The following is a 26,220-nucleotide window of genomic DNA, read 5'->3' as shown; positions in this document are numbered from 1 at the left end:
CAGTGGCGCGCGGCGGCGCACCGCGGCGGTCACAGGTCGCCCCACCGCGCCTGGCAGAGGGCGACGGCGGCGATGGCGGCGGTTTCGGCGCGCAGAATGCGCCGGCCGAGGCCGATCAGGAGGGCTCCGGACGCGCGCGCCGTCGCCAGCTCCGGCTCGGAGAAGCCGCCCTCGGCGCCGACGATGAGCGTGATCGGTGGCGCGGCCTCGACGGCGGCGAGCGCGACGGTGGCGCCGTGTTCGGCGAGCAGGAGGCGCGTCGCGTCGCCTGTCAGCACGGTCGCGAGCGGACACGGCGCGGCCACCGCCGGCACGCGCGAGCGGCCGCACTGCTTGGCGGCGCTGCGCGCCACCTGCTGCCAGCGCGTCCGCCGCGCCGCGGAGGGCTGCGCCAGGGTGTGGGTGCTGGCGAAGGGCTGGATCCGGGTGACCCCGAGCTCGGTCGCCTTCTCGATCACCCAGTCGAGCTTGTCGGCCTTGAGCAGGCCGATCGCCAGGGTGAGGTCGAGCGCCGACTCGCCGTCGTCGAGCGGGTTCACGGCGGTGACGCGCACCGCGACCTGGTCGCGCCGGACGGCCTGCACCTCGCCGATGCAACTGTGGCCGCGTTCGTCGGAGAGCGCCACCGCCTCGCCCACGGCCAGGCGGCGGACGCGGGCATGGCGAGCCTCGTCGCCGGCCAGGGTGACGACGTCGCCGACCGCGGCCGGCGCGGCGATGGCGAAGCGCGGCAGGTGCGCGGTCACGCCGGCTTCCGGTAGGCGAGCGCCACCCAGCCCTCGTCGCTCCACTCGCCGTCGGCGACCAGCCCGGCGGCGCCCCAGGCGTCGCGCACCGCCCCGGCCTCCGCCGCGAGGATGCCGGCGCCGATGGCGACGCCGCCGGGCGCCAGCCGGCCGGCGATGGCCGGCGCCAGCTCCACCAGCAGGCCGGCGAGGAGATTGGCGAGGACGACGTCGAAGGGGCCGGGCGCGGCCGCGAGCGCGCCGCCGAGGCGCAGGTCGTGGACGCCGTTCACCGCCGCGTTCTCGGCGGCGATCGCGCAGGCGTCGGGGTCGGTGTCGATCGCCCAGATCGGGCCGGCGCCGAGCTTGCGCGCCGCGATGGCGAGGATGCCGGAACCGGTGCCGAGATCGAGCACGCGCGCCGCCGGGCGGTCGCGCAGCGCCGGCTCCAGCAGCACCAGGCAGCCGCGGGTGCTGGCGTGCTGGCCGGTGCCGAAGGCCATGCCGGGGTCGAGCACGATCGGAACGCGTCCCGCCGGCACCTGGTCGATCCACGGCGGATGCACGAACAGCCGCTCGCCGATCGCCAACGGCGGGAAGTGGCCCTTCCAGTTCTCCGCCCAGCCGCAGTCGGTGACCGTGGCGGTCTCGACCCGCGGCCGCGGCAGCGCCGGCTCGCTCTCGACGAGCCCGTCGAGAAAGCGGTCGAGCTCCGCCAGCGGCGGCGCATCGGCGAAGTGCGCGGTGATGCGCGTCGCCTCTCCGCGCTCCTCGGTCTCCAACCCCGGCGCACCGAGGTCGAGGAGCACGCTCTCGATGGCGTCGGCGAACGGCCGGGCGGCGGTGACCGTGATCGCGGTCCAGGTGCCGGACATGGACGCTTGGTAACACAGATGACCGCGGATCCCCGCCACCCCGCCCGCCGACGGACACGGATCCCGCCGCCCCCCAGGGAACCTCCGCCCCGCTCGCCTTGCAGGCCGATCTGGACCGGGATCGCCATCGGGATCCGGAGAAGCGGCGCTGCGCGTCTGTGTTCATCGGCGGGCGGGGTGGCGGGGATCCGTGGTCATCTGTGTTATCAGGGCGGGCGTGTCCTACCTGCGCATCGCCCACCGCGGCGCCGCCGGGACGCGGCCGGAGCTGACCCGGCCGGCGTTCGAGCGGGCGCTGGAGATCGGCGTCGACATGATCGAGCTCGACGTCCAGCTCACCCGGGACGGGCGGTTGGTGGTGTTGCACGACCGCCAGCTCGGGCGCACGCTGGCGGGCGAGGGGCCGGTGCGCGAGCGCACGCTCGCCGAGCTGCAGGCGCTGGATGCCGGGTCGTGGTTCGATGCCCGCTGGGCGGGGGCGAGCGTGCCGTCGCTCGACGAGGTGCTCGCGTGGACCGCCGGGCGCGCCGAGCTCAACGTCGAGATCAAGAGCCCGCCCGCCGATTGGACGGCGACCGCCGAGGCGCTGCTCGTCCTGCTCAGCGCCGCCGGCCGCCTCGAGCGCACGATCATCTCCTCCTTCCAGATGGGCGCCCTGGCGGAGGTGCGGGCGCGCTCGCGCGCCGCCCGCATCGGCGTGCTGTGGCAGACGACGGACTTCGACCCCATGTGGATCGAGGCGCAGTCGCTGGAAGCGATCGCGGTGCACCCGCTGTGGAGCCTGGTCGACGAGGCGCTGATCGCCGAGGCGCGACGCCAGAACCGCCAGGTCATGGTCTGGACCGTCAACGATCCGGACGCCATGGCGGAGCTGATCCGGATCGGGGTGTCGGGAATCATCAGCGACTTCCCGGAGCGCCTGCCGCGCCGGTGACGCGTTGCGGCGCTCCCGCTCCACTGCGGCGCGATGGGCCGGGGCGGCTTGACACCATCCGCCCATCGAATAAGTAACCTGGGTTAGGCTGCGTTCCGGCGCAGGGCGCGTCGGCGCGGCCCGGCAGCGCGAATCGAGGAGGAGCTCTTCACTACATGGCAGGCGTCCGAGTCAAAGAGAACGAACCCATCGAGGTCGCGATCCGCCGCTTCAAGAAGCAGTGCGAGAAGGCCGGCATTCTCTCCGAGCTGCGCAAGCGCGAGCACTTCGAGAAACCGAGCGTGCGCAAGAAGAAGAAGATGCTGGCGGCGAAGAAGCGCTACCTGCGCCGCCTGGCACGGGCCGGAGGCTAAGGCCCCGGGGATGCGACGAGCAGGAGCCGAGAGGCGGTCGCCGTGAACGCCATCGACATCGGACTGGTCGTCGTGCTCCTGCTCTGCGCGCTGCGCGGCTCCTGGCGCGGGCTCTTCCGCGAGAGCTTCGGCTTCGCGGCGCTGATCGGTGGTCTGCTGGCCGCGCTGCGCTGCGCCGAGCCGGCCGCCGCCTGGCTGGGCACCGTGGCGCCGGTGGCCGACGTGAACCCGACCGCGGTGCTGGGCGCCGCGTTCGTCGGCGTGTTCCTGGTCGCCAGCACGATCATCAACCTCGTCGGCGTCGCCACCGACCAGGTGCTCGGGCGCGGCGCGCTGCGCATTCCGAGCCGGATCGTGGGCGCGCTCTTCGCCGCCGCCAAGGGCGCGGCGGTCATCGCCTGCGGGCTGCTGTTCCTGCAGCTCTTCCCGGTCGTGAAGGGGCTCGATCGCCTGATCCTCGATTCCCGCCTGGCGCGGCCGCTGGTCTCGGCGGCGGAGAAGGCGCTCCGTTCGGAGTGGCACGGCGGAGCCGCCCCCGGGGCGGACCGCCCGGCCTGAGCGACGATGGCGCGCCGGATCCCTGACGAGACACTCCAGGCCATCCGGGACGGGATCAGCATCGTCGAGGTCATCTCCGCCTACGTCAATCTGAAGCGGCAGGGGCGCAACCACATCGGGTTGTGCCCGTTCCACGGCGAGAAGACGCCGTCGTTCACGGTCAGCGACGAGCGCGGCCTCTACCACTGCTTCGGCTGCGGCGAGAGCGGCACCGTCTTCACCTTCGTCATGAAGATGGAGCGCCTCGAGTTCCTCGACGCGGTGACGCAACTCGCGGCGCGCGCCGGCGTGACGCTGCCGGCGGCCGACGCCGACGATCCGGCGGCGCGCCGGCGCGAGGCGCTCTACGCCGCCAATGCGCACGCCGAGCGGTTCTTCCGCGAGGCGCTGGCGGCCGGCGCCGGCGCCGGCGCGCGCCGCTACCTGGCGCAGCGCGGGCTGCAGGCGGCGATCATCGAGCGCTACGGCATCGGCTTCGCGCCGGCGACGAGCAGCGCCCTGCTCGGCTATCTCGAGCGCCGCGGCGTGTCGCGCGCGCACGGCCTGGAGGCGGGCCTGCTCGGGCGCAGCGACGACGGCCGCTTCTACGATCGCTTCCGCGGCCGGGTGATGTTCCCGATCCGCGACCGCCGCGGCCGCACCATCGCCTTCGGCGGCCGCGCCCTCGGTGACGAGCAACCGAAGTACCTCAACTCCCCGGAGACGCCGCTCTTCCACAAGGGCGAGGGGCTCTACGGCATTGCCGAGGCGCGCGACGCGATCCGCGGCCAGGCGCGCGCCGTGGTCGTCGAGGGCTACATGGACGCGCTGCTGCTGGCGCAGGAGGGCGTGCCGTACGCGGTCGCCACCCTCGGCACGGCGCTGACCGCCAAGCAGCTCACGATGCTGCGGCCGCTCGGTGGCGAGGAGATGGCGGTGTTCTTCTTCTTCGACGGCGATCGCGCCGGACGGCAGGCGGCGGTGCGCGCCTTCGCCATCTGCGCCGAGGCCGGCGTCTGGGGACGCGCCGCGTTCCTTCCCGAGGGCTTCGATCCCGACAGCTACATCCGCCAGCATGGCCTCGAGGCGACGCTGGCGCTGCTCGACCAGGCGCCGTCGCTGGTCGACTTCTACTTCGATACGCTGCTGCCGCCGGGCGCCACGCTGCCGCAACGCAGCAAGGTGGCCGACGCGGTGCAGGGCATCCTGGCGCGGGTGACCGACGACGTGCAGCTCGCGGTGCTGGCGCGCCAGGCGGCGGCGCGGCTCGGACTGAGCGAGGACGTGTTCCGTGGCGCTCGCCGCGCGGCCGCGGCGGCGTCGACCGCCGCGGCCGCGCCGCCCGCATCGCCGCCGCGCTGGCCGGCCGAGGAGCGGTTGCTGATCGAGCTGATGGCGACCGATCGGGTCGCCGCCGAGCTGGTGGCGGACCGCGGCACGTTGGCGCACGTCCGCACGCCGGAGCTGGCGGCGGCGGGCGACCTGCTGGTGCAGGCGTGGGCCCGTGGCCGCCGCCTGGGCGAAGTGATCGAGGATCTGCCGCCGGCGCTGGCCCAGCAATTGGCGGCGGTGGCCCTGGAGCAGGGACGATTGGGGGACGCGGCGGAGCGCCTGCGCGCCGCCGAGGATTGCGCGCGGCGCATCGAGGAGCGCGCGGCGCGCGCCGAGCGCCAGGCGCTGGCGTCGGCGCTGCGTTCGGCCGAGTCGCGCGGCGACGAGACGTGGCGCAGCGCGCTGGCCGACCTGAACAGCGTCGTGCGGCGGCGGGAAGGAGGAGCGGGGTGAGCAAACGGGCGACGCGCGATGTGGGGGGTCGCGATCGGGGGGCGGGGGCCGCGCCGGCGCCGCCGCTGGACGATCGGCCGCCGGCCGTCGATCTGACGCCGGGCACCACCACGGAGGACGTGGCGGAGATCTTCGGCCGCTCGCTGTGGCACGGGCCGGCGGCGGTCAAGATCGCGGAGGTCGAGCCGAGCGCCGATCCGGTGCGGCTCTACCTGCGCGAGATGGGCAAGGTGGCGCTGCTGACGCGCGAGGGCGAGGTGGACATCGCCCGGCGCATCGAGGAGGCGCAGCGCGCGCTGCTCGCCGAGGTGCTGCGCGATCCGATCGCCCGCGGCTATCTCGTCGGACTGGGCGACCGGCTGGAGAGCGAGGAGATCCGGCTGCGCGACGTCCTGCGCGACATCGACGAGGAGAGCGACACCGTCGAGCAGGACGAGGAGCGGCTGCGCGCCGAGGCGCTGGCGCACTTCGCGGTCGTGCGCAAGCTGGTGCGCGAGTACGAGCGCGCCGAGCGCGGCGGCAGCGAGAAGGCGCGGGTCGCGAAGCTCGAGCACCTGCGCGCCGCCGTCGAGCGGCTGTCCCTGCACGACCGGCAGATCGACAAGGCGATCGGCGAGATGAAGCGCGCGCTCGTCGAGGTGGACGGCGACGGCGGCCGGCGGGCGCCGCGCCTGGCGCGGCTGCCGCGCGCGGCGTCCGGCGACGCGCCGGCGGTCGACGCGGCGGCGCTGCGCGCCGCGGTCGAGCGCGTCGTCGCCGCCGAGCGCGTCGTGCGCGCCGGCAAGAAGGAGCTGATCGAGGCCAACCTCCGCCTCGTCGTCAGCATCGCCAAGAAGTACACCAATCGCGGCCTGCCGCTGCTCGACCTCGTCCAGGAGGGCAACATCGGCCTGATGCGCGCCGTCGACAAGTTCGAGTACCAGCGCGGCTACAAGTTCTCGACCTACGCGACGTGGTGGATCCGCCAGGCGATGGCGCGCGCCATCGCCGACCAGTCGCGCACCATTCGCATCCCGGTGCACATGATCGAGACCATCAACAAACTGCTGCGCACCTCGCGCCTGCTGGTGCAGGAGCTCGGGCGCGAGCCGACCACCGAGGAGCTGGCGACGCACCTCGAGATGGCGCCCGACAAGGTGCGCAGCGTGCTCAAGGTGGTGCGGCAGCCGGTGTCGCTGGAGACGCCGGTGGGGGAGGAGGAGGACTCGACGCTCGGCGATTTCATCGAGGACACGCAGGCAGTGCGGCCGGTCGACGCCGTGATGGGGATCCGCCTGCGCGAGCAGACGCGGCAGGCGCTGGCGGCGCTGACGCCGCGCGAGGAGCAGGTGCTGCGCCTGCGCTTCGGCCTGGGCGAGAAGACCGATTACACGCTGGAGGAGGTCGGACAGCGCTTCGAGGTGACGCGCGAGCGCATCCGGCAGATCGAAGCCAAGGCGCTGCGCAAGTTGCGGCGCCCGACACGGCCGTTGGCGGGCCTGCGACGGCCGGCGCAACCCGAGGAACCCGCGGGCCCATAGCTCAGTCTGGTCAGAGCCGCCGGCTCATAACCGGTAGGTCCCAGGTTCGAATCCTGGTGGGCCCACTTCAATGCAAGGAGATGATGGCAACGTGAACGACTCGACACAGGTATCCGACATCGACCGCCTGGCGCAGTTGCAGGATCTCGACCGCAAGCTCAAGGAGCGCCGCGACCGCATGACGATGCTCGCCGGCGAGGCCGACGGCTTCGAGCTCGAGCTGCAGCGCAAGCGCCAGGCCGTGGCGACGCTGACCGCCGAACGCGACAGCCTCGAACAGCGGCGCGCCGAGATGGACCGCCAGCTCGAGCTGAGCGGCGCCAAGATCCGCGACAACCGCATGCGCATGAACCGCATCCGCAATTCCACCGAGCTGCTGGCGCTGCAGCGCGAGATCGACCTCAGCAAGGAGGCGAACGCGCAGACCGAGGACGAGCTGCTGCGCGTGATGGAGACGCTCGAGAGCCTCGCCGCGCAGCTCGCGGCGGCGCAGGAGGCGCTGCAGGCGATCGAGGCGCAGGCCGCCGACGCGGTCGCCGAGCGGCGCGCCGAGGCCGACGCGCTGCGTCAGGAAGTGGAAGCGGAGATCGGCGCCCGCGACGTGCTCGCCAGCGGCATGGATCCGCAGCTCCGCAGCAAGTACGAGCAGATCTTCGACCGCCGCGGCGGCAACGCCGTGGTGGCGGCGGTGGACGGCATCTGCACCGGCTGCCGGATGCGCGTGCCGCCGCAGTTCTACAACGAGCTGCTGAAGTTCCGCGACATCCGTCAGTGCCCGAACTGTCACCGCATCCTGTTCTGGCGCGCGCCGGCCGAGGAGGCGTAGCGCGCGCCGGCGGGGCTTGTCAGCGCCCCCGTGGCTTTCTAGTCTCCATCGCGGCTGGAGAGGATCGGGCAGTCGCTCGTCCCGGATCGGGGCGGGAGGAAAGTCCGGACTCCGTAGGGCAGGGTGGCCGCTAACGGCGGCCCTGAGCGATCAGGGGAAAGTGCCACAGAGAGGAGACGGCCCCGTCCGCGGGGAGTCGGTGAAACGATCGGCGACGATCCGCGACGTCGGTGACGGCGTCGCGCGGCAAACCCCACCCGGAGCAAGACCAACGAGAGGTTGCGTGGCCCGCGCTCGACCTCAGGTGCGTCGCTAGAGCCGGCGGGCAACCGCCGGCCCAGAGGAATGACTGCCGCCCCGGCGACGGGGAACAGAATCCGGCTTACAGATCCTCTCCAGCCCCTTCGCCACGCTGTCGGGAGGCGCCGGTGGGCGCCGTCCGCAGCGGACTACTCCACATAGCCGAGCGCGCGCAGGCGTTCCCGGGTCGCGTCGCTCAGGTCCGCGGTGTCGGCGCCCTGGGCGCTGTTCTCGCTCGCCCCGCGCCGCCAGTATTCGACGGCGTACTGCTGCAGCACCGCCCCGGCGCCCGACTCCTCGGCCAGGACATCGGTGGCTTCCGCGGCGTCGCGTTCGAGATTGTAGAGCACCGCGGAGGCCGGTGATTGCCGGTCGGTGATCAACTTGTGGTCGCCGAAGCGGACGGCGAGCTTGTCGCCGCATTGCACGTACACCGGACGCGACCCCCGGCGGCTCTCGAGCCCCAGCCCGGGCAGCAGGTCGCCCTCCATGTCCGCCGGGCGGTGCAGCCCGGCGAGCGCCAGCAGGGTGGGCGCGACATCGACGGCCGAGACCACCTGGTCGACCCGGCCCTTCTGCGCGACTCCCGGGGCGCGCACGATGAGCGGCACGCGGCTCACGCCGTCGTACGGGGTGAGCGCGCACCCGTGTCCGAACGCGCCGTGTCCCCACAGCGCCTCGCCGTGATCGGCGGTGACGACGACGATGGTGTCATCGGCCAGACCCAGGGTCGCGAGCTCCTCGAGCAGGCCGTTGACCAGCCCGTCGACCTTCGCGATCAGACGGTCGTAGTGCGCGATGACGCGACCCCGACCGGCGGGACCGGGATCGGGAAACGGCTCGTACCAGGGGAGGTCCTTGGGCCACACCGGACAGCGGTCGTGGGCGTCGTAGGTGTGAACGAAGAGGAAGAACGGGTTGTTCCCCTGCCGGCGCAACCACTCGCGCGCCTTGCCGAAGGTCAGCGAGCCGTCGAAACGCTTCGGGTCGCAGCCCTGGGTGGAGGCGGCCGGCTGCTGGAACATGAAGTAGGTGTTGAAGCCGACCGGGAAGGCCCATTTGTCGGAGAGGAAACCGCCCCCGGTGAAGGCGGCGGTGACGTATCCCGCGTCGCGGAAGAGCTCCGGGAGCGGCTTGGGGCGCGGGCGGGAGGGATCGGCCTCGTAGCCGGCGGCGACCGCAGGGGAGGGGAGCGACGCGGGGTAGAGGCCGTAGAGCAGCGAGGCGTGCGAGGGATAGGTCCAGAGCGAGGCGCTGTACGACCGCGCATACCAGACATTGTCGCGCGCCAGCGCGTCGAGCGTCGGGGTGCGCGCCGCCGCATAGCCGTAGACGCCGAGGTGGTCGGCGCGCAGCGTGTCGATCGAGATCAGCAGCACCGACATCGCCCGACGCGGCGGCCGCGGCAGCAGGGTCGGATTCCCCCACGCCGCGTTCGCGAGCTGCTCCGGCCGCCCGGTGACCACTTCCTTTTCGAAGAGCAGCGAGGCGCCGCCGAGATCGAGGTCGGCGAGGTCGACGTCGCCGTTGACCCAGCCGGCGCTGGAGAGCTCGCGCGCGTACACGACCCGCCCCGACTCCTCGCCGCGGCGCAGGGAAATGGTGAACCGTATCCGCGTCGGCTCGTCGGTCGGCAGCAGCCCGATGGAAAAACGCAGCAGGGGCTTCGCCGGCACGGTCTCGAGCGGAACGGCGATGCGGGGCCGCCACGGTGGCATGACGCGCTTCGACTCGCCGTCGATCACGCGCACGCCGCCGTTGAACGGCTTTCCCTGATCGACGAGAAAGACCGGCCGCTCGGCGGGGGGCGTGTTGCGGCCGACGAGCAGCGCCGCAGCCACCAGCAGGGCGGCCGCCCCCGCCCAGACGCAGTGGATGGCTCGCATGAGAACACTCTTCACCTGCGATGGATTGCGCCGCCAAGTCAACTCGTCTGCGCGCGCTCGGGCCCCGGCGCCGGGACTCCGTCGCCCGCGCGGCGACGGCGACCGCCGACACGGGCGGTCGCGGACTGAATGAGGGAAGGAGAGGCCGCGGCTGGCGCGCGGGCACCCGGCAACCGCCAGCGGTCATCCGGCGCGCGACCCGCGAAGGCGACCGCGGACGGATGACCGCTGACCGGCGGCGGGCCGTTCACGCCAGCCAGAAGATCAGATCGGTGGTGAGGCGCCAGTCGAAGAGGCCCTTCTGCGACGTGACCGGCTGTTCGTACGCGATGCCCCAGTCGATGCCGCCGCGGCGCCCCCACAACTCGAGGTTGTCGGTGAAGCGCCAGCGGCCGCCGAAGCCCATGGTCACGATGTTCTCGCCCCCCGCCTCGCTCGATCCGAGGTTGAAGAAGTCGAAGCCCTCCTGGGTGAGCGGGATGCGGTCGCCGCCCTTCATCACGTTCTTCCAGTTGAGCTCGATGGTCGGGTACGGATGGCCGAGCCCGTAGCCGGCGAAGGTGATCTCCGGGCAGCGATAGTCGAAGTGCAGCGACCAGTCGAAGAACATCGAGTCGACGTCCGACAGCGGGAAACGGAATCCGGTGTAGCCGAGGAAGTGAAAATCGTCCTTCGACCATCCGTATGACACGAACGGGTTCATTAACCCGTTGCCGCGATCGGCGAGCGCGCCGGCTTTGAACACGGAACCCTGCAGGGCCTGCGGCTCGCCCGACGGCGCCTCGTAGCGCAGGCCCAGCGACGCCAGGCCGCCGAGGTCGCTGTCGCGCCAGAAGTTCCACTTGGCGCCGAAGGCCAGGTTGGCGAATCCGCTGTCTCTGGTGACGATGCCGCCGCCGGTCGCGGTGCTCACGTCGTGGGTCGGCCGCACCCACACATAGCCGTCCTTGGTGGCGATGATCGACCAGCGATCGTTGATGGCGATGCGCAACTGCAGCGCCGCCACGTTGACGTAGCCGCCGTCGAGGCCGGTGCCCTTGGCGAAGCTGCCCGGGATCACGTGGTAGGCGTAGATCGGCCGCACGTCCGACTGCGAACGCGGGTCCTCGAAGTTGGTGGGGTCCGTGATCGGACTGATGAAGTTCAGGAACGGGTCGTCCGCGGCGCGCGCCATGCGCGCCGCGCCCAGGAGCGCCGCGCTGGCCGTGAGCAGGCCAACCATCATCCATCGCTTGCCATTCGAACCCATGAGCGATCCTCCCCTCGCGTCTGGTGCGCGCGCCAACGTGGCGCGCGCCGCTTGCACGGAGTCCCTGGCTGAGCAGACGCCGTGCCGCTGAAGCGAGGTTCAGCTCAACGGTGGGGCACGAGAGGAATGGCGTGGATCCGGGTGGACGACGCGATCCGCCCTTTCGATCAATGATTTGCGGCCGTCGCGCTCGGATTGCTCGGAGACCGGGCCGACGGCCGTACATCATGAGCGGAGGTGATCGAAGTCACCTGCGGCCCGATTCGGAGCGGACGGGGGGTGAGCATCCTTCCGACGCGTCGGAGGCCGCGGGCAGGGGATCCTTCTCAGCGGTGCGAAGCCGCACGCTCCCCGGGGATGCACCCAGCGCGGCGATGGAAGTTTTGTATTGACGGCGGACAGATGCCGCTGTATAGCCCGCTCGCGGTGGTTGAAAGTGGCGGACTGTGGTGGGGATGTGAATAAATTGGTGGGAGTCGTCGCGTGTTTCGCGGCACATTCGAACAGACGATCGATGGCAAAGGGCGGGTGAACATCCCAGCGCGGTTCCGCGACGTGCTGCGCGAGCTCGGCGATGACCGCATCTTCATCACCAATTTCCGCGTCGGCGAGAGCCGCTGCCTGGAGGCGCGGCCGTACGGTGAGTGGATGAAGCTCGAGGCGCGCATCGCCGGACGGAGCGATCTCTCTCCCGCCGCCATGGCCTACTTCGACGACTTCTACCTCCCCGGCGCCCACGAATGTCAGATCGACGGTCAGGGGCGGCTTCTGGTGCCGCCGGTGCTGCGCGCCTACGCCGGGCTGGTGAAGGACGTCGTCTTCGCCGGCGCGCGCGGCAAATTCCGCGTCTGGGATCAGGCGAAGTGGCAGCCGGTGCACCAGTCCGGCGAGCTCATCGCCGTGGCCAATCCCGGCGTGCTCAGCGAGTTGGGGTTGTGAGACGATGATGCCCACGGCCGCCGCGCGCCCGGCTGGCGTGCTCGTCTCGCCGCTGTCGCAGAGCCCGAACCGTCCCGCCAACGTGCGCGCGTCGGTGAGCGCGGAGGCGCGGCGGCTGATCGTCTGGTGCGTGGCGTTGGGCGCATGCGCGGTGTGTCTCTTACTCGGCTACGTGCGGGTGCGGTTGATGGTGGTGGAGGCCGGGTACCGACTGTCGGTGACGCGGCAGCTCGTGGTGGCGTTGGAGCGTGAGGGGCGGGACCTCGAGGTCAGGGCTGCCGCGGCCGACAGTGTGGCGCGTCTGGAGGCGTTGGCGACCACCCGGTTGCACATGCGCCGGCCGGAGCGCGCGGAGGAGGGGATACTGCCGTGACCGGCCGCTCGATGCGCCAGCGCATCGCGGCGGTCGCGGTGCTGTTCGCGGTGCTGTTCAGCGCGCTCGCCATGCGCGTCGTGCAGCTCACGACGGTGCAGGCCGATGCGCTCAAACAGCGCGCCGATCGCCAGCACCACAAGAGCGTGCGGACGACGGCGTCCCGCGGCTCGATCGTCGATCGCTTCGGCGAGCCGCTGGCCCTGAGCCGCGATTCGGCCTCGGTGTACCTGCGGCCGCGCGAGTTCCAGCCAGAGGACGTGAACACCGTGGCGCGCCTCCTCGACATCCCGCGCGACGCGGTGCTGCAGCGCGCCAATGCCTCGGCGCCGTTCGTCTGGCTGCGCCGCCAGGTGCCGATCGAGCAGTGGAGCAAGGTGGACGATCTCAAGCTGCGCGGGATCGGCAGCGAGCCGACCCGGCAGCGGGTGTACCCGCACGGGCCGCTGGCCGCGCACGTGCTCGGGTTCACGAACGTCGACGGCCAGGGCCTGGAGGGCATCGAGCGTGCCTTCGATGCGGAGTTGCGGGGTGGGGTGCAGGCCCTGGTCGTCGGTCACGACGCGTGGGGGCGACAGTTCGAGTTGGGTGATGGGGTGGGGTCGTCGCTCCCGCGCGCCGGCGCTCACGTCGAGCTGACCATCGACGTCGCCCTGCAGCGCGTCGCCGAGGAGGCGCTCGAGCGCGCCGTGCAGCAGTTCCAGGCGCGCGCCGGCACGCTGGTGGCGCTCGATCCCAACACCGGCGAGATCCTGGCGATGGCGAACGTGCCGCGCTTCGATCCCAATCACGTGCGCGGCGTCGGGCCCGACGTCTACCGCAACCGCGCCGTCACCGACGTCTACGAGCCCGGCTCGACCTTCAAGGCCTTCCTCGCCGCCGCCGCGATCGAGGAGCAGGTGGTGCGCCCCGAGGAGCGCATCAACTGCGAGGGCGGCCGCTACACGGTCGGCAACCGCACCATCCGCGACGCGCACCCGCACGGCGTGCTCAACTTCGCCGACGTCATCGCCCAGTCGAGCAACATCGGCTGCGCCAAGGTCGCCGAGCGGCTCGGCAGCGAGCGCTTCGGCAAGGTGGTGCGCGGCCTCGGCTTCGGCCTGCCGACCGGCGTCGACCTGCCCGGGGAGACCAGCGGCCTGCTCCGCCCGGTGGAGAAGTGGGGCCGCATCCATCTCGTCACCACCGCCTTCGGCCAGGGCATCGCCGTGACGCCGCTGCAGATGGCGCGCGGCTTCGCCGCCATCGCCAACGGCGGCGACGTGCTGCGGCCGTACATCGTGAAACGCATCACCGACGATGCCGGCACCGTGCGCTACGCCGCGACGCCGCATCTCGAACGCCGCATCATGTCGCGTCGCACCGCCCAGGTGGTCACCGACCTGCTGGTCGGCGTCACCGAGCGCGGCACCGGCAAGCAGGCGCGGATCGACGGGTTCCGCGTCGCCGGCAAGACCGGCACGGCGCAGAAGGTCGATCCGGGCACCGGCCGCTACCACCCGCGCGACCGCATGTCTTCGTTCGTCGGCTTCGTCCCGGCCGAGAACCCCGCCCTGGTGATCCTCGCCGTCATCGACACGCCGCGCACCGCCACCTACGGCGGGGTCGTCGCCGCGCCGGTCTTCCGCGCCGTCGCCGAGTACGGCCTGGCGCGCCGGCGCATCCTGCCGACGCTCGAGCCGCAGGAGCAGCCGGTGCCGCTGCCGCCGCCGCTGCGCCGCGCCGCCGCCACCGAGCCGGTGCCCGAGGCCGAGACCGAGGAGGTGGTGGCGGAGATCGCCGCGCCCGGCGGCGTGCCGAGCTTCCTCGGCCTGCCGATGCGCGACGCCCTGGTGCGCGCCCAGGCCGACGGCTGGACGGTGCGCGTCGAGGGCTCGGGCTACGTCGCCAGACAGACGCCGCTTCCCGGCGCGGTCGCCGCCGACCGCACGCTGACGCTGTATTTCTCCTCCAGCGCCTCGTGACGCCATGGCCATGGCGGCGCGCGCGGGCGAGGCATCCCTCATGACCTGGACGGGCGAGGAGATCGCGCGCGCCGTCGGCGCCGCCGCGCCGGCGCCCGCCTGCACGGCGCGCGCGGTGTGCACCGACACGCGCGCGCTCGCCGCCGACTGCCTGTACGTGGCGCTGCGCGGCCCGACGCACGACGGCCACGCCTTCGCCGCCGCGGCGCTCGCCGGCGGCGCGGTCGCGGTGCTGGTGGATCACGTGCCCGAGGGCGTCGAGCCGGCGCGCGCCATCGTCGTCGCCGACACGCTGCGCGCCCTCGGCGATCTCGCCGCCTGGACGCGCCGCCGCTGGGGCGGCCGCGTCGTCGCGATCACCGGCAGCAACGGCAAGACGACCACCAAGGAGATGCTGGCCGCGGTCTTCGAGCAGGCCTGGCCGGGCCGGGTGCTCAAGACCCACGGCAACGAGAACAACCTGATCGGCGTGCCGCTGACGCTCGTCCGCCTGACCGGCGACGAGGCCGCGGCGGTGATCGAGATGGGCATGAACGCCTTCGGCGAGATCGCCCGCCTGACCGAGATCGCCGTCCCCGACGTCGGCGTGATCACCAACGTCGGCCCGGCGCACCTCGAGGGGGTGGGCAGTGTCGACGGCGTCGCCCGCGCCAAGGGCGAGCTCTTCGCCGGCATGCCGGCGGCGGGCGCCATCGCCGTCAACATGGACGACGCGCGCGTCGCCGCCGCGGCGGCGCGCTTCGCCGGCCGCCGCCGCATCGAGTTCGGCAGCGGCCGCCTCGTCCGCGCCGAGGCGATCGACGACGCCGACCTTGCCGGCTGCGCCTTCACCCTCTGCATCGGCGACGCGCGCGCCCCCGTGCGCCTGCGCGCCGCCGGTCGCCACAACGTCCAGAACGCCCTCGCCGCCGCGGCGGCGGCGCACGCCCTGGGCCTCGACGCCGCCGTCATCGCCGCCGGGCTCGCCGCCGCCGAGCCGCCGCGCATGCGCATGCAGGTGGTGCCGCTGGCGAACGGGGTGACGGTCATCAACGACGCCTACAACGCCAATCCCGGCAGCACCGCGGCGGCGCTCGACGCCGTCGGCCGCCTGCCCGGACGCGCCATCGCCGCGCTCGGCGAGATGCGCGAGCTCGGGCCGCGCAGCGCCGAGCTGCACGCCGCGGTCGGCGCCCATGCGGTGGCCGCGGGCGTCGCCTGGGTGCTCGCCGTCGGGCCCGGCGCCGAGCCGATCGCCGAGGGCGCCCGCCGCGCCGGCGGGGCCCTGGTCGACGTGTGCGCCGACGCCGCCGCCGCCGCGGCGCTGATCGGCGCCCGCTGGCAGCCCGGCGACACCGTGCTGGTCAAGGGGTCCCGGGGCGGCGACGCCGAGCCGGGCGTGCGCCGCTACGGCGCCCGCATGGCGGAGGTGGTGGCCCTGCTCGAAGCCGCCGCTGGCGGGCGCGGCGCCGCCGGAGCGAGCTGATGCTCTACGCCCTGCTGTACCCGCTGCACACCACGTTCTCCGGCCTGAACGTGCTGCGCTACATCACCTTCCGCGCCGTGGTGGCGGCGCTGACGGCGTTCGTCGTCTCGTTTCTCTTCGGGCCCTGGCTGATCCGCACGCTGACCGCCGCCAAGATCGGCCAGCAGATCCGCCCCGAGGGCCCCGAGCGCCACCAGACCAAGGCCGGCACCCCGACGATGGGCGGCGTGCTCATCCTGTCGTCGCTCATCCTCGCCACGCTGCTGCTGGCCGATCTCACCAACCAGTACGTGTGGCTGGTCCTCCTGGTCACCGTCAGCTTCGCCGCCATCGGCTTCGTCGACGACTGGCGCAAGCTCACCGGCCGCAACTCCAAGGGCCTGCCGGGCGCGACCCGCCTGCGCTGGGAGCTCGCGATCGGGCTGGCGGCCGGCGCCTTCCTCTACTTCGTGCCGCACTTCGACACCGCGCTCTACTTCCCGTTCGTCAAGAACGTCCACGTCGATCTCGGGATCCTCTACATCCCGTTCGCCGCCGTGCTGCTGGTCGGCGCCTCGAACGCGGTCAACCTCACCGACGGGCTCGACGGCCTGGCCATCGGCCCGGTGATGACCACCGCGTTCACGTACGGCATCTTCGCCTACGCGACCGGCAACGCGAAGCTCGCCGAGTACCTGCAGGTGCCGTACATCACCGGCACCGGCGAGCTGGCGATCTTCTGCTCGGCGCTGGTGTGCGCCGGCCTCGGGTTCCTGTGGTTCAACGCCTATCCGGCGATGATGTTCATGGGCGACGTCGGCGCGCTGCCGCTCGGCGCCGCGCTCGGCATCCTGGCGCTGCTCACCAAGCAGGAGCTGGTGCTGGTCATCGCCGGCGGCGTCTTCGTCGTCGAGGCGCTGTCGGTCATCCTGCAGGTCGCGTCGTTCAAGCTGCGGCGCAAGCGCATCTTCCGCATGGCGCCGATCCACCATCATTTCGAGCTGCTGGGCTGGCCGGAGCCGCAGATCATCGTCCGCGCCTGGATCCTCTCGATCCTCTGCGCGGTGGTGGCGCTCAGCACCCTGAAGCTGCGATGAGCGAGCTGGCGGGCACGCACGCGTTGGTGATCGGCGCCGGCCGCGCCGGCCGCAGTTGCGCCCGCCTGCTGGCGGCGCGCGGGGCCCGCGTCCGCGTCGTCGAGCGCGCGGCGACGGCGGCGCGCGACCCGGCGTGGCCCGACGCGGTGGAGCTGGTCGTCGGTCCGGAGGACCTCGCCGCGCTCGCCGGCATCACGCTGGTGGTGCCGAGCCCCGGCGTGGCGCGCGATCACCTGCTCCTCGCCGCCGCGGCGGCGCGCGGCCTGCCGGTGTGGAGCGAGATCGAGCTCGCCGCCCGCTTCCTGTCCTGTCCGGTGCTGGCGATCACCGGCACCAACGGCAAGAGCACGACGACGACCCTGCTCGGCGCCATGCTGCAGGCGGCCGGGCAGCGCGTGTTCATCGGCGGCAATCTCGGCACGCCGCTCGCCGACGCGGCACTCGATCCGCGTCCGTGGGACGCCGCGGTCGCCGAGGTGTCGAGCTTCCAGCTCGAGTGGGTGCCGAGCTTCGCGCCGCGCGTCGGCGTGCTGCTGAACCTGACCCCGGATCACCAGGACCGCTATCCGAACCCCGCCGACTACGGCGCCGCCAAGGCCAACCTGCTGCGCCACCAGAGCGGGGCCGACGTCGCGGTGCTCAATCGCGACGATCCCTGGGTCTGGGAGCAGCGCCACCACACCCGCGCCACCGTCCTCTCGTTCGGCCGCGAGCCGGTGGAGTTCGGCACCTACCTCGACGGCGACGCGGCGGTGGCGCGCAACGCCGGTCCGCCGCAGCGCTACGACCTCAGAAGCAGTCCGCTCGCCGGCGCCCACAACCGCGAGAACCTGCTGGCGGCGATTACCGCCGCCACCGCCTGGGGCACGCCGCCCGAGGCCATCCGCGCCGCGATCCGCGCCACCACGGCGCTGCCGCACCGCCTCGAGCTGGTCGCCGAGCGCGGCGGCGTGCGCTGGTACGACGACTCCAAGGCGACCAACGTCGGCGCGGTCGAGAAGTCGCTCGACAGCTTCCCCGGCGGCATCGTCCTGCTGCTCGGCGGCTACGACAAGGGCGGCGACTTCGCGGCGCTGCGGCCGCGCATCGCGGCCCGGGTCGCGCGCACCATCTGCTTCGGCCAGGCCGGGCCGGCCATCGCCGCGCAACTGGGCGGCGACCTGTCGCCGCTGGTCGTGCCCGATCTCGCGGCGGCCGTGCGCCACGCCGCCGCGGCGCGCCCCGGGCAGGTGGTGGTCCTGGCGCCGGGCTGCGCCAGCTTCGACGAATTCCGCGACTACGCGGAGCGCGGCGCGCGCTTCCGCGCCCTGGTGGAGGAACTGCCGTGAATCGTCTGCGACCGATCAGCCGTCTGCAGGAGCGCGTCGTCATGCCGCGCCTGACCCGCCCCGACGTGTGGCTGCTCGCCGCGGTTGCCGGCCTGCTCGGGCTCGGCGTCGTCATGGTGCTCAACGTCAGCTACTTCCAGGCCGGCAACCGCTACGGCGATCCCTACCTCTTCTTCCGCAAGCACCTGGTCTCGGTCGGCGGCGGCGTGCTGGTGATGCTGCTGGTCTCGCGCCTCCGCCTCGAGCTGCTCGAGCGCTGGGCGGCGGTGATGCTGCCGCTCTGCATGCTGGCGCTGCTGCTGGTGCTGACGCCGGGCATCGGCGTCGAACGCGGCGGCGCGCGGCGCTGGATCGCGCTCGGCGGCTTCAGCCTGCAGCCGTCGGAGTTCGTCAAGCTCGGCGTGGTGCTCTTCCTGGCGCGCTGGATCAGCCAGCACCGCGAGCGCATGGGCAGCTTCGTCAACGGCATCGTGCCGGCGCTGCTGTGCGTCGGCATCTGCTGCGCCCTCATCATGGGACAGCCGGACTTCGGCACCACCGTCATCCTCGGCGCCCTGGCGCTGCTCATGCTGTACGTCGGCGGGGCGCGGCCGCTGCACATCGGCGGCCTGGTCGGCCTCGGGGCGATCGGCATGATCGCGGCGGTGCAGGTGGCCCCGTACCGCATGCGCCGCCTGCTCGCCTTCATGGACCCCTTCGAGCACGCCCAGGACAGCGCCTTCCAACTGGTGCAGTCGCTGATCGCCGTCGGCTCCGGCGGCGTCGCCGGCGTCGGCCTCGGCCAGAGCAAGCAGAAGATGGCGTTCCTGCCCGAGGCGCACACCGATTTCATCTTCGCCCTGGTCGGCGAGGAGCTCGGCCTGATCGGCGCGCTGGTGGTGCTGGCGCTGTTCGCGGTGGTCGCCGTGCGCGGCTTCCGGGTCGCCGCGCGCCACCCCGATTCCTTCGCCAGTCTGCTCGCTTTTGGCCTGACCGCGGTGCTAATTCTCAGCGCGGTGGTCAACATAGGGGTGGTGTTGGGCTTGCTGCCGACCAAGGGCTTGCCGCTGCCGTTCCTCAGCTACGGCGGCTCGGCGATCCTGGTGACGATGATCGAGGTCGGCATGCTCGCGTCGCTGTCGCGCATGACGGGTTGAGGATGCGGATGATCGTGGCGGGGGGTGGCACAGGCGGGCATCTGTTCCCGGGGCTCGCGGTGGCCGAGCAGTGGGCGGGCGGCGAGCCCGAGTCCGTGCTGTTCGTCGGCAGCGCGCACGGCATCGAGGCGCGCGTCATCCCGCGCACCCGCTTCGCCTTCCAGGCCCTGAACATCCGCGGCCTGCGCGGCCGCGGCTGGCGCGGCGCGCTCGGCCTCGCCGTGCACCTGCCGGCGGCCGTGGCGGCGGGCACCCGCATCCTCCATCGCTTCCGCGCCGACGTCGTCCTCGGCGTCGGTGGCTACGCCTCGTTCCCGCTCGTCGCCGCCGCCTGGCTGCGGCGCGTGCCGTCGGTGCTGCTGGAGCAGAACGCGCGTCCGGGGCTCGCCAACCGCGCCCTCGGCCGCATCGCCAGCCGCGTCTGCACCACCTTCGCCGCCGCCAACGCCTACTTCCCGGCCGGCAAGGTGGTGGTCACCGGCAACCCGGTGCGCGCCTTTCCGGCGGCCGCGCCGGCGCCGCGCCAGGGCTTCACGCTGCTGGCCTTCGGCGGCAGCCAGGGGGCGCACCGGCTCAACCGCGCCCTGGCCGACGCGGCGGCGGCGCTGTTCGCGGCGATTCCCGACCTGCGCATCCTGCACCAGACCGGCGCCGCCGATCGCGAGGCCATCGCCGCCCGCTACGCGGCGCTCGGCGTCGCCGCCGAGGCGGTGGCGTTCATCGACGACATGGGCGCCGCGTACCAGGGCGCCGACCTGGTGGTCTGCCGCGCCGGCGCGACCACCGTCGCCGAGCTCACGGTGCTCGGCAAGCCGGCGATCCTGGTGCCCTACCCGTTCGCCGCCGACGACCATCAGCGCGCCAACGCCGCGGTGGTCGCCGACGCCGGCGCGGGCGTCCTGCTGCTCGACGCCGACTGCACCGGCGAGCGGCTGGGCGCGGCGGTGATCGAGCTGGCGCGCGATCGGGCGCGCCTGCGGGCGATGGCGGAGGCGGCGCGGCGGCTCGGGGTGCCCGATGCCGCGGCGCGCGTCGTGGCGACCTGCCGCGAGGTGGTGGCGGGAGGAGGCGGAGGCGGATGACCAAGTTGTTCAGGGAACCGCGGCGGATCCATTTCGTCGGCATCGGCGGCGTCGGCATGAGCGGCATCGCCGAGGTGCTGCTCACCCTCGGCCATCGGGTGAGCGGCTCCGACATGACGGAGAGCGACGCGACCCGTCGCCTGACGGCGCGCGGCGCCGCCGTCACCCTCGGCCACCGCGCCGAGGCGGTGACCCCCGACGTCGACGTCGTCGTCATCTCCTCGGCGGTGAAGTACGCGAACCCCGAGGTGATCCAGGCGCGGGCGCTGAAGATCCCGGTCATCCCGCGCGCCGAGATGCTGGCCGAGCTGATGCGCCTCAAGTACGGCATCGCCGTCGCCGGCACGCACGGCAAGACCACCACGACGTCGCTGATCGCCGCCATCCTCGCCCGCGGCGGCCTCGACCCGACGACGGTGATCGGCGGCAAGGTGCACGGCATGGGCACCAATGCCCGCCTCGGCCAGGGCGAGCTGCTGGTCGCCGAGGCGGACGAGAGCGACGGCACCTTCCTCATGCTGTCGCCGGTGGTCGCGGTGGTGACCAACATCGACCCCGAGCACCTCGACTACTACGGCGACATGGATCGCGCCCGCGCCGCCTACCTGGAGTTCATGAACCGGGTGCCGTTCTACGGCGTCAGCGTGCTCTGCCTGGACAGCGTCAACGTCCGTTCGCTGCTGCCGCAGGTGCGCAAGCGGGTCATCACCTACGGCACCACCGACGACTGCGAGTACGTCGCCCGCGATCTCTGCGTCATCGGCATGGAGACCATGTGCGAGGTGGCGCGCAACGGCCAGGTGCTCGGCACCCTGCGCCTGCGGCTGCCCGGGCGTCACCATGCGCTCAACGCGGTGGCGGCGATCGCCGTCGCCGAGCAGCTCGGCGTGCCGTTCGAGACCGCCGTCGAGGCGCTCGGCGAGTTCGGCGGCATCCACCGCCGCTTCGAGCTCTGCGGCGAGTCCGGCGGCGTCATGGTGATCAGCGACTACGGCCACCACCCGGCCGAGATCCGCGCCACCCTGGCGGCGGCGCGCGAGGGCTTCGGCCGGCGCCTGGTGGTGGTCTTCCAGCCGCACCGCTTCACCCGCACCCGCGATCTCTTCGGCGAGTTCCTCGACGCCTTCGACGACGCCGATCACCTCGTCCTCACCGACATCTACGGCGCCGGCGAGGAGCCGGTGGACGGGCTGAACGGCGAGGTGCTGTTCTGGGCGCTCAAGCGCCGCGGCCACCTCGAGGTGTCGTACGTGCCGAAGCGCGAGGACCTGGTGGCCGAGCTGCGGCCGCTGCTGCAGGTCGGCGACATGGTGGTGGTGCTCGGCGCCGGCAACATCCACGGCATCGCCGAGGAGCTGGTGCACAGCCTGGTCGGCGCCCAGGCGACGACATGGACGGTGCAATAGGAGCGGCCGTGCGCGAGTGGCTGCAGCAGCGCTTCGGCCCGCGGGTTCGCTACGCGGAGCCGCTGAGCCGGCACACCTCGTTCCGCATCGGCGGGCCGGCCGATGCGTGGGTCGAGGTGGGCAGCGCCGAGGAGATCCTGGCGCTGCAGCGCCGCGGCCGCGCCGAGGGCATTCCGGTATCGGTGCTCGGCATCGGCACCAACGTCCTAGTCGCCGACCGCGGCGTGCGCGGCATCGTCCTCAAGCTCGGCCGCGCCCTCGGCGTCTTCGACTGGCGCCAGACCGGCGACCGCTGGCAGGTGCGCGCCGGCGCCGCGGCGCCGTTCAAGAAGCTGGTGATGGAGGCCGCGGCGCGCGGCCTCACCGGCCTCGAGTTCGCGGAAGGCATCCCGGGCTCGCTCGGCGGCGGCCTGCTGATGAACGCCGGCGCCTTCGGCGGCGAGATCAGCCAGTGCGTGAGCGCCATCGAGGTGGTCGATCCCGCGCACGGCGTGCGCGAGCTGCCGCGCGCCGCGCTGCGCTTCGGCTATCGCCGCTTCGACCTGCCGCCGGACCACATCGTCACCCGCATCGACTTCGCGCTCACCGCCGGCGATCCCGAGGCGATCCGCGCCGCCATGGCGTCGGCCAAGCGCAAGCGGGACAGCAAGCAGCCGCTCGGCTTTCCCAACGCCGGCTCGGTGTTCAAGAACCCGCCGGGCGAATTCGCCGGGCGCCTGATCGAGGCCGCCGGCCTGAAGGGCCGGCGGGTCGGCGGCGCCATGATCTCGGAGCGGCACGCCAACTTCATCGTCAACGTCGGCGACGCCACCGCCGCCGACGTCAAGGCGCTGATCGACGAGGTGACGGACACGGTGTGGCGGGCGCGCGCCATCCGCCTGGTGCCGGAGATCAAGCTGATCGGCGACTGGGAGGGGCGCGAATGACGGCCTGGCTGGCGCGCTGGCGGTGGGTCGGTCTGGGCGTCTGCGCCGCGCTCGGGCTGGCGGCGCTGGGGTGGATGGCGCGCCGGCCGCTGGTCGAGCGCCTGCGGCATCACCCGTACTTCGTCGTCAACCAGGTCGCCATCCACGGCGTCGGCCCGGCGCTGACCCCGGCCGACGTGACCGCCTGGCTCGGCCTCGGCGACACCACGACGGTGTGGGAGGCGACGCCGGCGGCGGTGCGCGAGCGCCTCGAGGCGCACCCCTTCATCGCCGCCGCGGCGGTGAAGCGGATCTTCCCCGGCCGCCTCGAGATCGTCGTCCACGAGCGCCGCCCGAAGGCGATCGCGGTGCTCGGCGACCTGTTCTACGTCGACCGCGGCGGCGCCACCTTCGGGCCGCTGCGTCCCACGGATCCGCGCAACCTGCCGGTGATCACCGGGCTCGACGCCGACGCGCCCGCCGGCACGCGCAACTGGATGCTGCGCCGGGCCCTGCGTCTGCTGCGCCGCTGCGAGCCCACGGCCGATGCCGTGGCGACCGACGCGGCGCGCCGCCGCGACGGCCGGGCGGCGTGCGTCGGCTCGATCTCGGAGGTGCACGTCGATCCCGAGGACGGCATCATCGTCTTCCCGGCGCGGCCGCGCGTGTCGCTGGTGCTCGGGTGGGGGAGCTGGCACACCAAGCTCGAGCGCGCCGACCGCGCCTTGCGCGGCTGGCAGGGCCCGAGCGAGCAACTGGCGCGGCTCGACCTGCGCTTCCGCAACCAGGTGGTCGCCACCCTGCGCCAGGCCGAGGCGGCGCCGCCGCCGGCGCCGCGCGTCCCCAAGCGCGGCCGCCGGCTGAAAGCGTGATCCCATGGCGAAGAAGCCGGAGCTACTGGTCGGACTGGACGTCGGGACGTCGCGCGTCGCGGCGGTGGTCGCCGAGCTGGCGCCGGGCGGCGGCCTGAGCGTCCTCGGCTGCGGCACCGCGCCCTGCGAAGGCCTGCGCCGCGGCGTGGTGGTCAACATGGAGGCGACCGTGCAGGCGATCGCCAGCGCGGTGAAGGAAGCCGAGCTGCGCGCCGGCTGCGAGATCCACAGCGTCTACGCCACGGTCGGCGGCAGTCACATCAAGGGCTTCAACAGCCACGGCGTGGTGGCGATCAAGAGCGGCGAAGTGGCGCCCGGCGACGTCGAGCGGGTGCTCGACGCGGCGCGCGCCGTCGCCCTGCCCACCGACCAGGACATCCTGCACGTGCTGCCGCAGGAGTTCGTGGTCGACGGCCAGGACGGCATCAAGGAGCCGGTCGGCATGTCCGGCGTCCGCCTCGAGGCCCGGGTGCACATCATCAGCACGCCGATCGCCGCGGCGCAGAACGTCATCAAGTGCTGCCAGCGCGCCGGCCTGCACGTCGTCGACCTGGTCTTCGCGCCGCTCGCCGCCGCCGAGTCGGTGCTGTCGCCCGAGGAGAAGGAGCTCGGCGTCGCCGTGGTCGAGATCGGCGCCGGCACCACCGGGCTCCTCGCCTTCGCCGGCGGCGCGGCCAAGCACACCGCGGTGCTCGCGGTGGGCGGCAACCACGTGTCGAGCGACATCGCCGCCGGGCTGCGCACGCCGTTCCGCGACGCCGAGCTGCTCAAGCGCCGCTTCGGCGCCGCGCTGGCGTCGGCGGTGCCCGCCGAGGACATGGTGGAGGTGCCGACGGTCGGCGGGCGGGCGCCGCGCGAGCTGTCGCGCCGCATCCTCGCCGAGATCGTCGAGCCGCGGCTGGACGAGATCTTCGCCCTGGTGCAGCGCCAGCTCATCCGCTGCGGGCTCGACACCGCGTTGGCCTCGGGCATCGTCCTCACCGGCGGCAGCGTGATGATGGACGGCGTGGTGGCGCTCGCCGAGCGCGTCTTCCAGTTGCCGGTGCGGGTCGGCGCGCCGTACGTCGGCGAAGGCGTCGACGACACGCTCGCCAGCCCCGACTACGCCGCCGTGGTCGGCCTCGCGTGCTACGGCGCCCAACCGCGCAGCCACCTCCCGGGGCTCGTCGACGACGGCCGCGTCTTCAATCGCGTGCGCCGTCGCGTGGTTGAGTGGTTCCGAGAGTTGATGTGATTCTAAAAATTCGTTATGGAGCCCGTGCTACACGAGCATGGGTGGATGAGGGAGGTTGAGGATGATCGAGCTCGTCGGCAGTGAAGGCCCCGGCGCCTGCATCAAGGTCATCGGCATGGGCGGCGGCGGCGGCAACGCGGTCAACACCATGATCGCGTCCGGTCTGCGCGGGGTCGAGTTCATCGTCGGCAACACCGACGCCCAGGCGCTCACCAACAACCTCGCGCCGGTGAAGATCCAGCTCGGCAAGGGGCTCGGCGCCGGCGCCCGGCCCGACGTCGGACGCGCCGCCGCGGAGGAGCACGCCGACGCGATCCGCGAGCAGCTCGCCGGCGCCGACATGGTGTTCATCACCGCCGGCATGGGCGGCGGCACCGGCACCGGCGGCGCGCCGGTGGTCGGGCGCATCGCCCGCGAGCTCGGCGCGCTCTCGGTGGGCGTCGTCACCAAGCCGTTCGGCTTCGAGGGCAAGCGCCGCGCCGCGCAGGCCGAGGACGGCATCAAGCTGCTGCAGGAGTCGGTCGACACCCTGATCGTCATCCCCAACGAGCGCCTGCTGGCGACCGTGGCGCGGCAGACCTCGCTGCTCGACGCCTTCCGCAGCGCCGACGACGTGCTGCTGCAGGCGGTGCGCGGCATCTCCGACCTGGTCACCGTGCACGGCCTGATCAACCTCGACTTCGCCGACGTGCGCACGATCATGTCGGAGATGGGCATGGCGATCATGGGCTGCGGCGTCGCCCGCGGCGAGGGCCGCGCGGTCGAGGCGGCGCAGCGCGCCATCTCCAGCCCGCTGCTCGAGGACATGAGCATCCGCGGCGCCCGCGGCGTGCTGATCAACATCACCGGCAGCGCCGACCTCGCGCTGCACGAGATCAACGACGCCTCCTCGCTCATCCAGGAAGAGGCGCACGAGGACGCCAACATCATCTTCGGCGCGGTGATCGACGAGAGCATGGGCGACGAGCTGCGCATCACCGTCATCGCCACCGGCTTCGGCCTCGAGGCGGCGGTGGCCGCGCCGCTCCCCGAACCGGCCGCGGCGACGACGCCGGCGCCGGTGGTCAGCATCGCCGGCAGCCGTCCGGTGGCGCAGGTCGCGGGCCGCGCCTTCGGGCCGGAGTCGATCCGCCGCGTCGGCGCGCTGGACCGCCCGGTGCGCCGCGTCGGCCGCGTCGTCGACGAGGGCGGCGAGCCGCACATCCAGGCCTGCGAGGACGACGCCACCGTTCCCGACGCGCCGTCCGAGTTCACCATCGATCCCCTCGGCGACGAGGACACCGAGCACGATTACGAATCGCCGGCGTTCCTGCGCCGCGCCAAGTGAGCGCCGCTCCGGCGCTCGACGATTTCAGACAAGCCCTCCAAACGAAGGGAGACGCCCGCTCACACGGGGGCGTCTCCTCCCTCCTGCGCTTCGGGAGTCGGGCGCGCCGCTGATGCCCGGCCG

General features: G+C 72.9%; 22 protein-coding genes, 1 tRNA gene and 1 other RNA gene. 20 read left to right on the top strand and 4 right to left on the bottom strand.

Annotated elements, in window-relative coordinates; all coding sequences use genetic code 11:
* Positions 1-29: 29 nt before the first annotated feature.
* Both KF840_16575 and KF840_16570 read right to left on the bottom strand, forming a co-directional pair.
* Entirely contained in the window at positions 30-746 is a 717-nt protein-coding gene (locus KF840_16575; GenBank protein MBX3026523.1) for a 16S rRNA (uracil(1498)-N(3))-methyltransferase, read from the bottom strand.
* On the bottom strand, positions 743-1,600 hold the full coding sequence (locus KF840_16570; protein MBX3026522.1) for a 50S ribosomal protein L11 methyltransferase: 858 nt from the start codon (positions 1,598-1,600) through the stop codon (positions 743-745). Before KF840_16570 ends, KF840_16575 begins: the two co-directional genes overlap by 4 nt.
* 217 nt (positions 1,601-1,817) lie before the next feature.
* Between KF840_16570 and KF840_16565 the strand changes: the two genes are divergently transcribed.
* From KF840_16565 to rnpB, 7 genes are all read left to right on the top strand, one after another.
* Positions 1,818-2,534, top strand: coding sequence for a glycerophosphodiester phosphodiesterase (locus tag KF840_16565; protein MBX3026521.1), 717 nt, complete (start codon positions 1,818-1,820; stop codon positions 2,532-2,534).
* A gap of 155 nt (positions 2,535-2,689) precedes the next feature.
* Entirely contained in the window at positions 2,690-2,887 is a 198-nt protein-coding gene (rpsU, locus tag KF840_16560) for a 30S ribosomal protein S21 (GenBank protein MBX3026520.1), read from the top strand.
* A 42-nt stretch (positions 2,888-2,929) separates the two neighbouring features.
* On the top strand, positions 2,930-3,445 hold the full coding sequence (locus KF840_16555; protein ID MBX3026519.1) for a CvpA family protein: 516 nt from the start codon (positions 2,930-2,932) through the stop codon (positions 3,443-3,445).
* Positions 3,446-5,013: 1,568 nt separating this feature from the next.
* Positions 5,014-6,729 carry an RNA polymerase sigma factor RpoD gene (gene rpoD, locus KF840_16550; protein ID MBX3026518.1) on the top strand — a complete coding sequence of 572 codons (1,716 nt, stop codon included), beginning with the start codon at positions 5,014-5,016 and terminating at the stop codon, positions 6,727-6,729.
* A tRNA-Ile gene (locus KF840_16545) sits at positions 6,720-6,794 on the top strand. Before rpoD ends, KF840_16545 begins: the two co-directional genes overlap by 10 nt.
* 26 nt (positions 6,795-6,820) lie before the next feature.
* Positions 6,821-7,555, top strand: a complete 735-nt coding sequence (locus tag KF840_16540) for a hypothetical protein (GenBank protein ID MBX3026517.1) — start codon at positions 6,821-6,823, stop codon at positions 7,553-7,555.
* Between the two features lie 56 nt (positions 7,556-7,611).
* Positions 7,612-7,956: RNase P RNA component class A (gene rnpB, locus KF840_16535), an RNA gene on the top strand.
* A gap of 48 nt (positions 7,957-8,004) precedes the next feature.
* Here the strand turns inward: rnpB and KF840_16530 are convergent.
* Entirely contained in the window at positions 8,005-9,741 is a 1,737-nt protein-coding gene (locus KF840_16530; protein ID MBX3026516.1) for a sulfatase, read from the bottom strand.
* A 247-nt stretch (positions 9,742-9,988) separates the two neighbouring features.
* Positions 9,989-10,963 (bottom strand): hypothetical protein, encoded by a 975-nt coding sequence (locus KF840_16525; protein ID MBX3026515.1) that lies wholly within the window; start codon positions 10,961-10,963, stop codon positions 9,989-9,991.
* A gap of 510 nt (positions 10,964-11,473) precedes the next feature.
* Here KF840_16525 and KF840_16520 point away from each other — a divergent pair.
* The 13 genes from KF840_16520 to ftsZ all read left to right on the top strand — a co-directional run bounded on the left by KF840_16520 (position 11,474) and on the right by ftsZ (position 26,097).
* Entirely contained in the window at positions 11,474-11,929 is a 456-nt protein-coding gene (locus KF840_16520) for a division/cell wall cluster transcriptional repressor MraZ (GenBank protein MBX3026514.1), read from the top strand.
* 7 nt (positions 11,930-11,936) lie between these two features.
* On the top strand, positions 11,937-12,302 hold the full coding sequence (locus tag KF840_16515) for a cell division protein FtsL (protein MBX3026513.1): 366 nt from the start codon (positions 11,937-11,939) through the stop codon (positions 12,300-12,302).
* Entirely contained in the window at positions 12,299-14,266 is a 1,968-nt protein-coding gene (locus KF840_16510; GenBank protein MBX3026512.1) for a PASTA domain-containing protein, read from the top strand. Before KF840_16515 ends, KF840_16510 begins: the two co-directional genes overlap by 4 nt.
* Positions 14,267-14,306: 40 nt before the next feature.
* The gene (gene murF / locus KF840_16505; protein ID MBX3026511.1) at positions 14,307-15,731 is read left to right on the top strand and encodes a UDP-N-acetylmuramoyl-tripeptide--D-alanyl-D-alanine ligase; all 1,425 of its coding nucleotides are present in this window, start codon (positions 14,307-14,309) and stop codon (positions 15,729-15,731) included.
* Positions 15,731-16,807, top strand: coding sequence for a phospho-N-acetylmuramoyl-pentapeptide-transferase (gene mraY, locus KF840_16500; protein MBX3026510.1), 1,077 nt, complete (start codon positions 15,731-15,733; stop codon positions 16,805-16,807). The genes murF and mraY overlap by 1 nt, the downstream gene beginning before the upstream one ends.
* A complete protein-coding gene (gene murD, locus KF840_16495) occupies positions 16,804-18,135 on the top strand; it encodes a UDP-N-acetylmuramoyl-L-alanine--D-glutamate ligase (protein ID MBX3026509.1) in 1,332 nt (443 codons plus the stop codon). The genes mraY and murD overlap by 4 nt, the downstream gene beginning before the upstream one ends.
* Positions 18,132-19,271 carry a putative lipid II flippase FtsW gene (gene ftsW / locus KF840_16490; protein ID MBX3026508.1) on the top strand — a complete coding sequence of 380 codons (1,140 nt, stop codon included), beginning with the start codon at positions 18,132-18,134 and terminating at the stop codon, positions 19,269-19,271. The genes murD and ftsW overlap by 4 nt, the downstream gene beginning before the upstream one ends.
* 8 nt (positions 19,272-19,279) lie before the next feature.
* Positions 19,280-20,353 carry an undecaprenyldiphospho-muramoylpentapeptide beta-N-acetylglucosaminyltransferase gene (murG, locus tag KF840_16485; GenBank protein ID MBX3026507.1) on the top strand — a complete coding sequence of 358 codons (1,074 nt, stop codon included), beginning with the start codon at positions 19,280-19,282 and terminating at the stop codon, positions 20,351-20,353.
* A gap of 5 nt (positions 20,354-20,358) precedes the next feature.
* Positions 20,359-21,759 (top strand): UDP-N-acetylmuramate--L-alanine ligase, encoded by a 1,401-nt coding sequence (locus KF840_16480; protein ID MBX3026506.1) that lies wholly within the window; start codon positions 20,359-20,361, stop codon positions 21,757-21,759.
* An 8-nt stretch (positions 21,760-21,767) separates the two neighbouring features.
* Positions 21,768-22,685 (top strand): UDP-N-acetylmuramate dehydrogenase, encoded by a 918-nt coding sequence (murB, locus tag KF840_16475; GenBank protein ID MBX3026505.1) that lies wholly within the window; start codon positions 21,768-21,770, stop codon positions 22,683-22,685.
* Positions 22,682-23,536, top strand: a complete 855-nt coding sequence (locus KF840_16470; GenBank protein ID MBX3026504.1) for an FtsQ-type POTRA domain-containing protein — start codon at positions 22,682-22,684, stop codon at positions 23,534-23,536. The genes murB and KF840_16470 overlap by 4 nt, the downstream gene beginning before the upstream one ends.
* Before the next feature lie 4 nt (positions 23,537-23,540).
* Entirely contained in the window at positions 23,541-24,770 is a 1,230-nt protein-coding gene (gene ftsA, locus KF840_16465) for a cell division protein FtsA (protein ID MBX3026503.1), read from the top strand.
* 61 nt (positions 24,771-24,831) lie between these two features.
* Positions 24,832-26,097, top strand: a complete 1,266-nt coding sequence (ftsZ, locus tag KF840_16460; protein MBX3026502.1) for a cell division protein FtsZ — start codon at positions 24,832-24,834, stop codon at positions 26,095-26,097.
* Positions 26,098-26,220: the final 123 nt, after the last annotated feature.

The organism is bacterium (assembly GCA_019637795.1).
In the GTDB taxonomy this organism is placed as follows: domain Bacteria; phylum Desulfobacterota; class Binatia; order HRBIN30; family CADEER01; genus JAHBUY01.
Note: the sequence above shows the minus strand (reverse complement) of the source record. Positions and strands in the feature narration are given on the sequence as shown.

Coding starts and splice junctions, on each gene's coding strand:
- KF840_16570 (MBX3026522.1), bottom strand. CDS start 1,600: ATGTCCGGCACCTGGACCGCGATCACGGTCACCGCCGCCCGGCCGTTC.
- rpsU (MBX3026520.1), top strand. CDS start 2,690: ATGGCAGGCGTCCGAGTCAAAGAGAACGAACCCATCGAGGTCGCGATC.
- KF840_16530 (MBX3026516.1), bottom strand. CDS start 9,741: ATGCGAGCCATCCACTGCGTCTGGGCGGGGGCGGCCGCCCTGCTGGTG.
- KF840_16525 (MBX3026515.1), bottom strand. CDS start 10,963: ATGGTTGGCCTGCTCACGGCCAGCGCGGCGCTCCTGGGCGCGGCGCGC.
- KF840_16515 (MBX3026513.1), top strand. CDS start 11,937: ATGCCCACGGCCGCCGCGCGCCCGGCTGGCGTGCTCGTCTCGCCGCTG.
- murF (MBX3026511.1), top strand. CDS start 14,307: ATGACCTGGACGGGCGAGGAGATCGCGCGCGCCGTCGGCGCCGCCGCG.
- mraY (MBX3026510.1), top strand. CDS start 15,731: ATGCTCTACGCCCTGCTGTACCCGCTGCACACCACGTTCTCCGGCCTG.
- murD (MBX3026509.1), top strand. CDS start 16,804: ATGAGCGAGCTGGCGGGCACGCACGCGTTGGTGATCGGCGCCGGCCGC.
- murG (MBX3026507.1), top strand. CDS start 19,280: ATGATCGTGGCGGGGGGTGGCACAGGCGGGCATCTGTTCCCGGGGCTC.
- KF840_16470 (MBX3026504.1), top strand. CDS start 22,682: ATGACGGCCTGGCTGGCGCGCTGGCGGTGGGTCGGTCTGGGCGTCTGC.
- ftsA (MBX3026503.1), top strand. CDS start 23,541: ATGGCGAAGAAGCCGGAGCTACTGGTCGGACTGGACGTCGGGACGTCG.
- ftsZ (MBX3026502.1), top strand. CDS start 24,832: ATGATCGAGCTCGTCGGCAGTGAAGGCCCCGGCGCCTGCATCAAGGTC.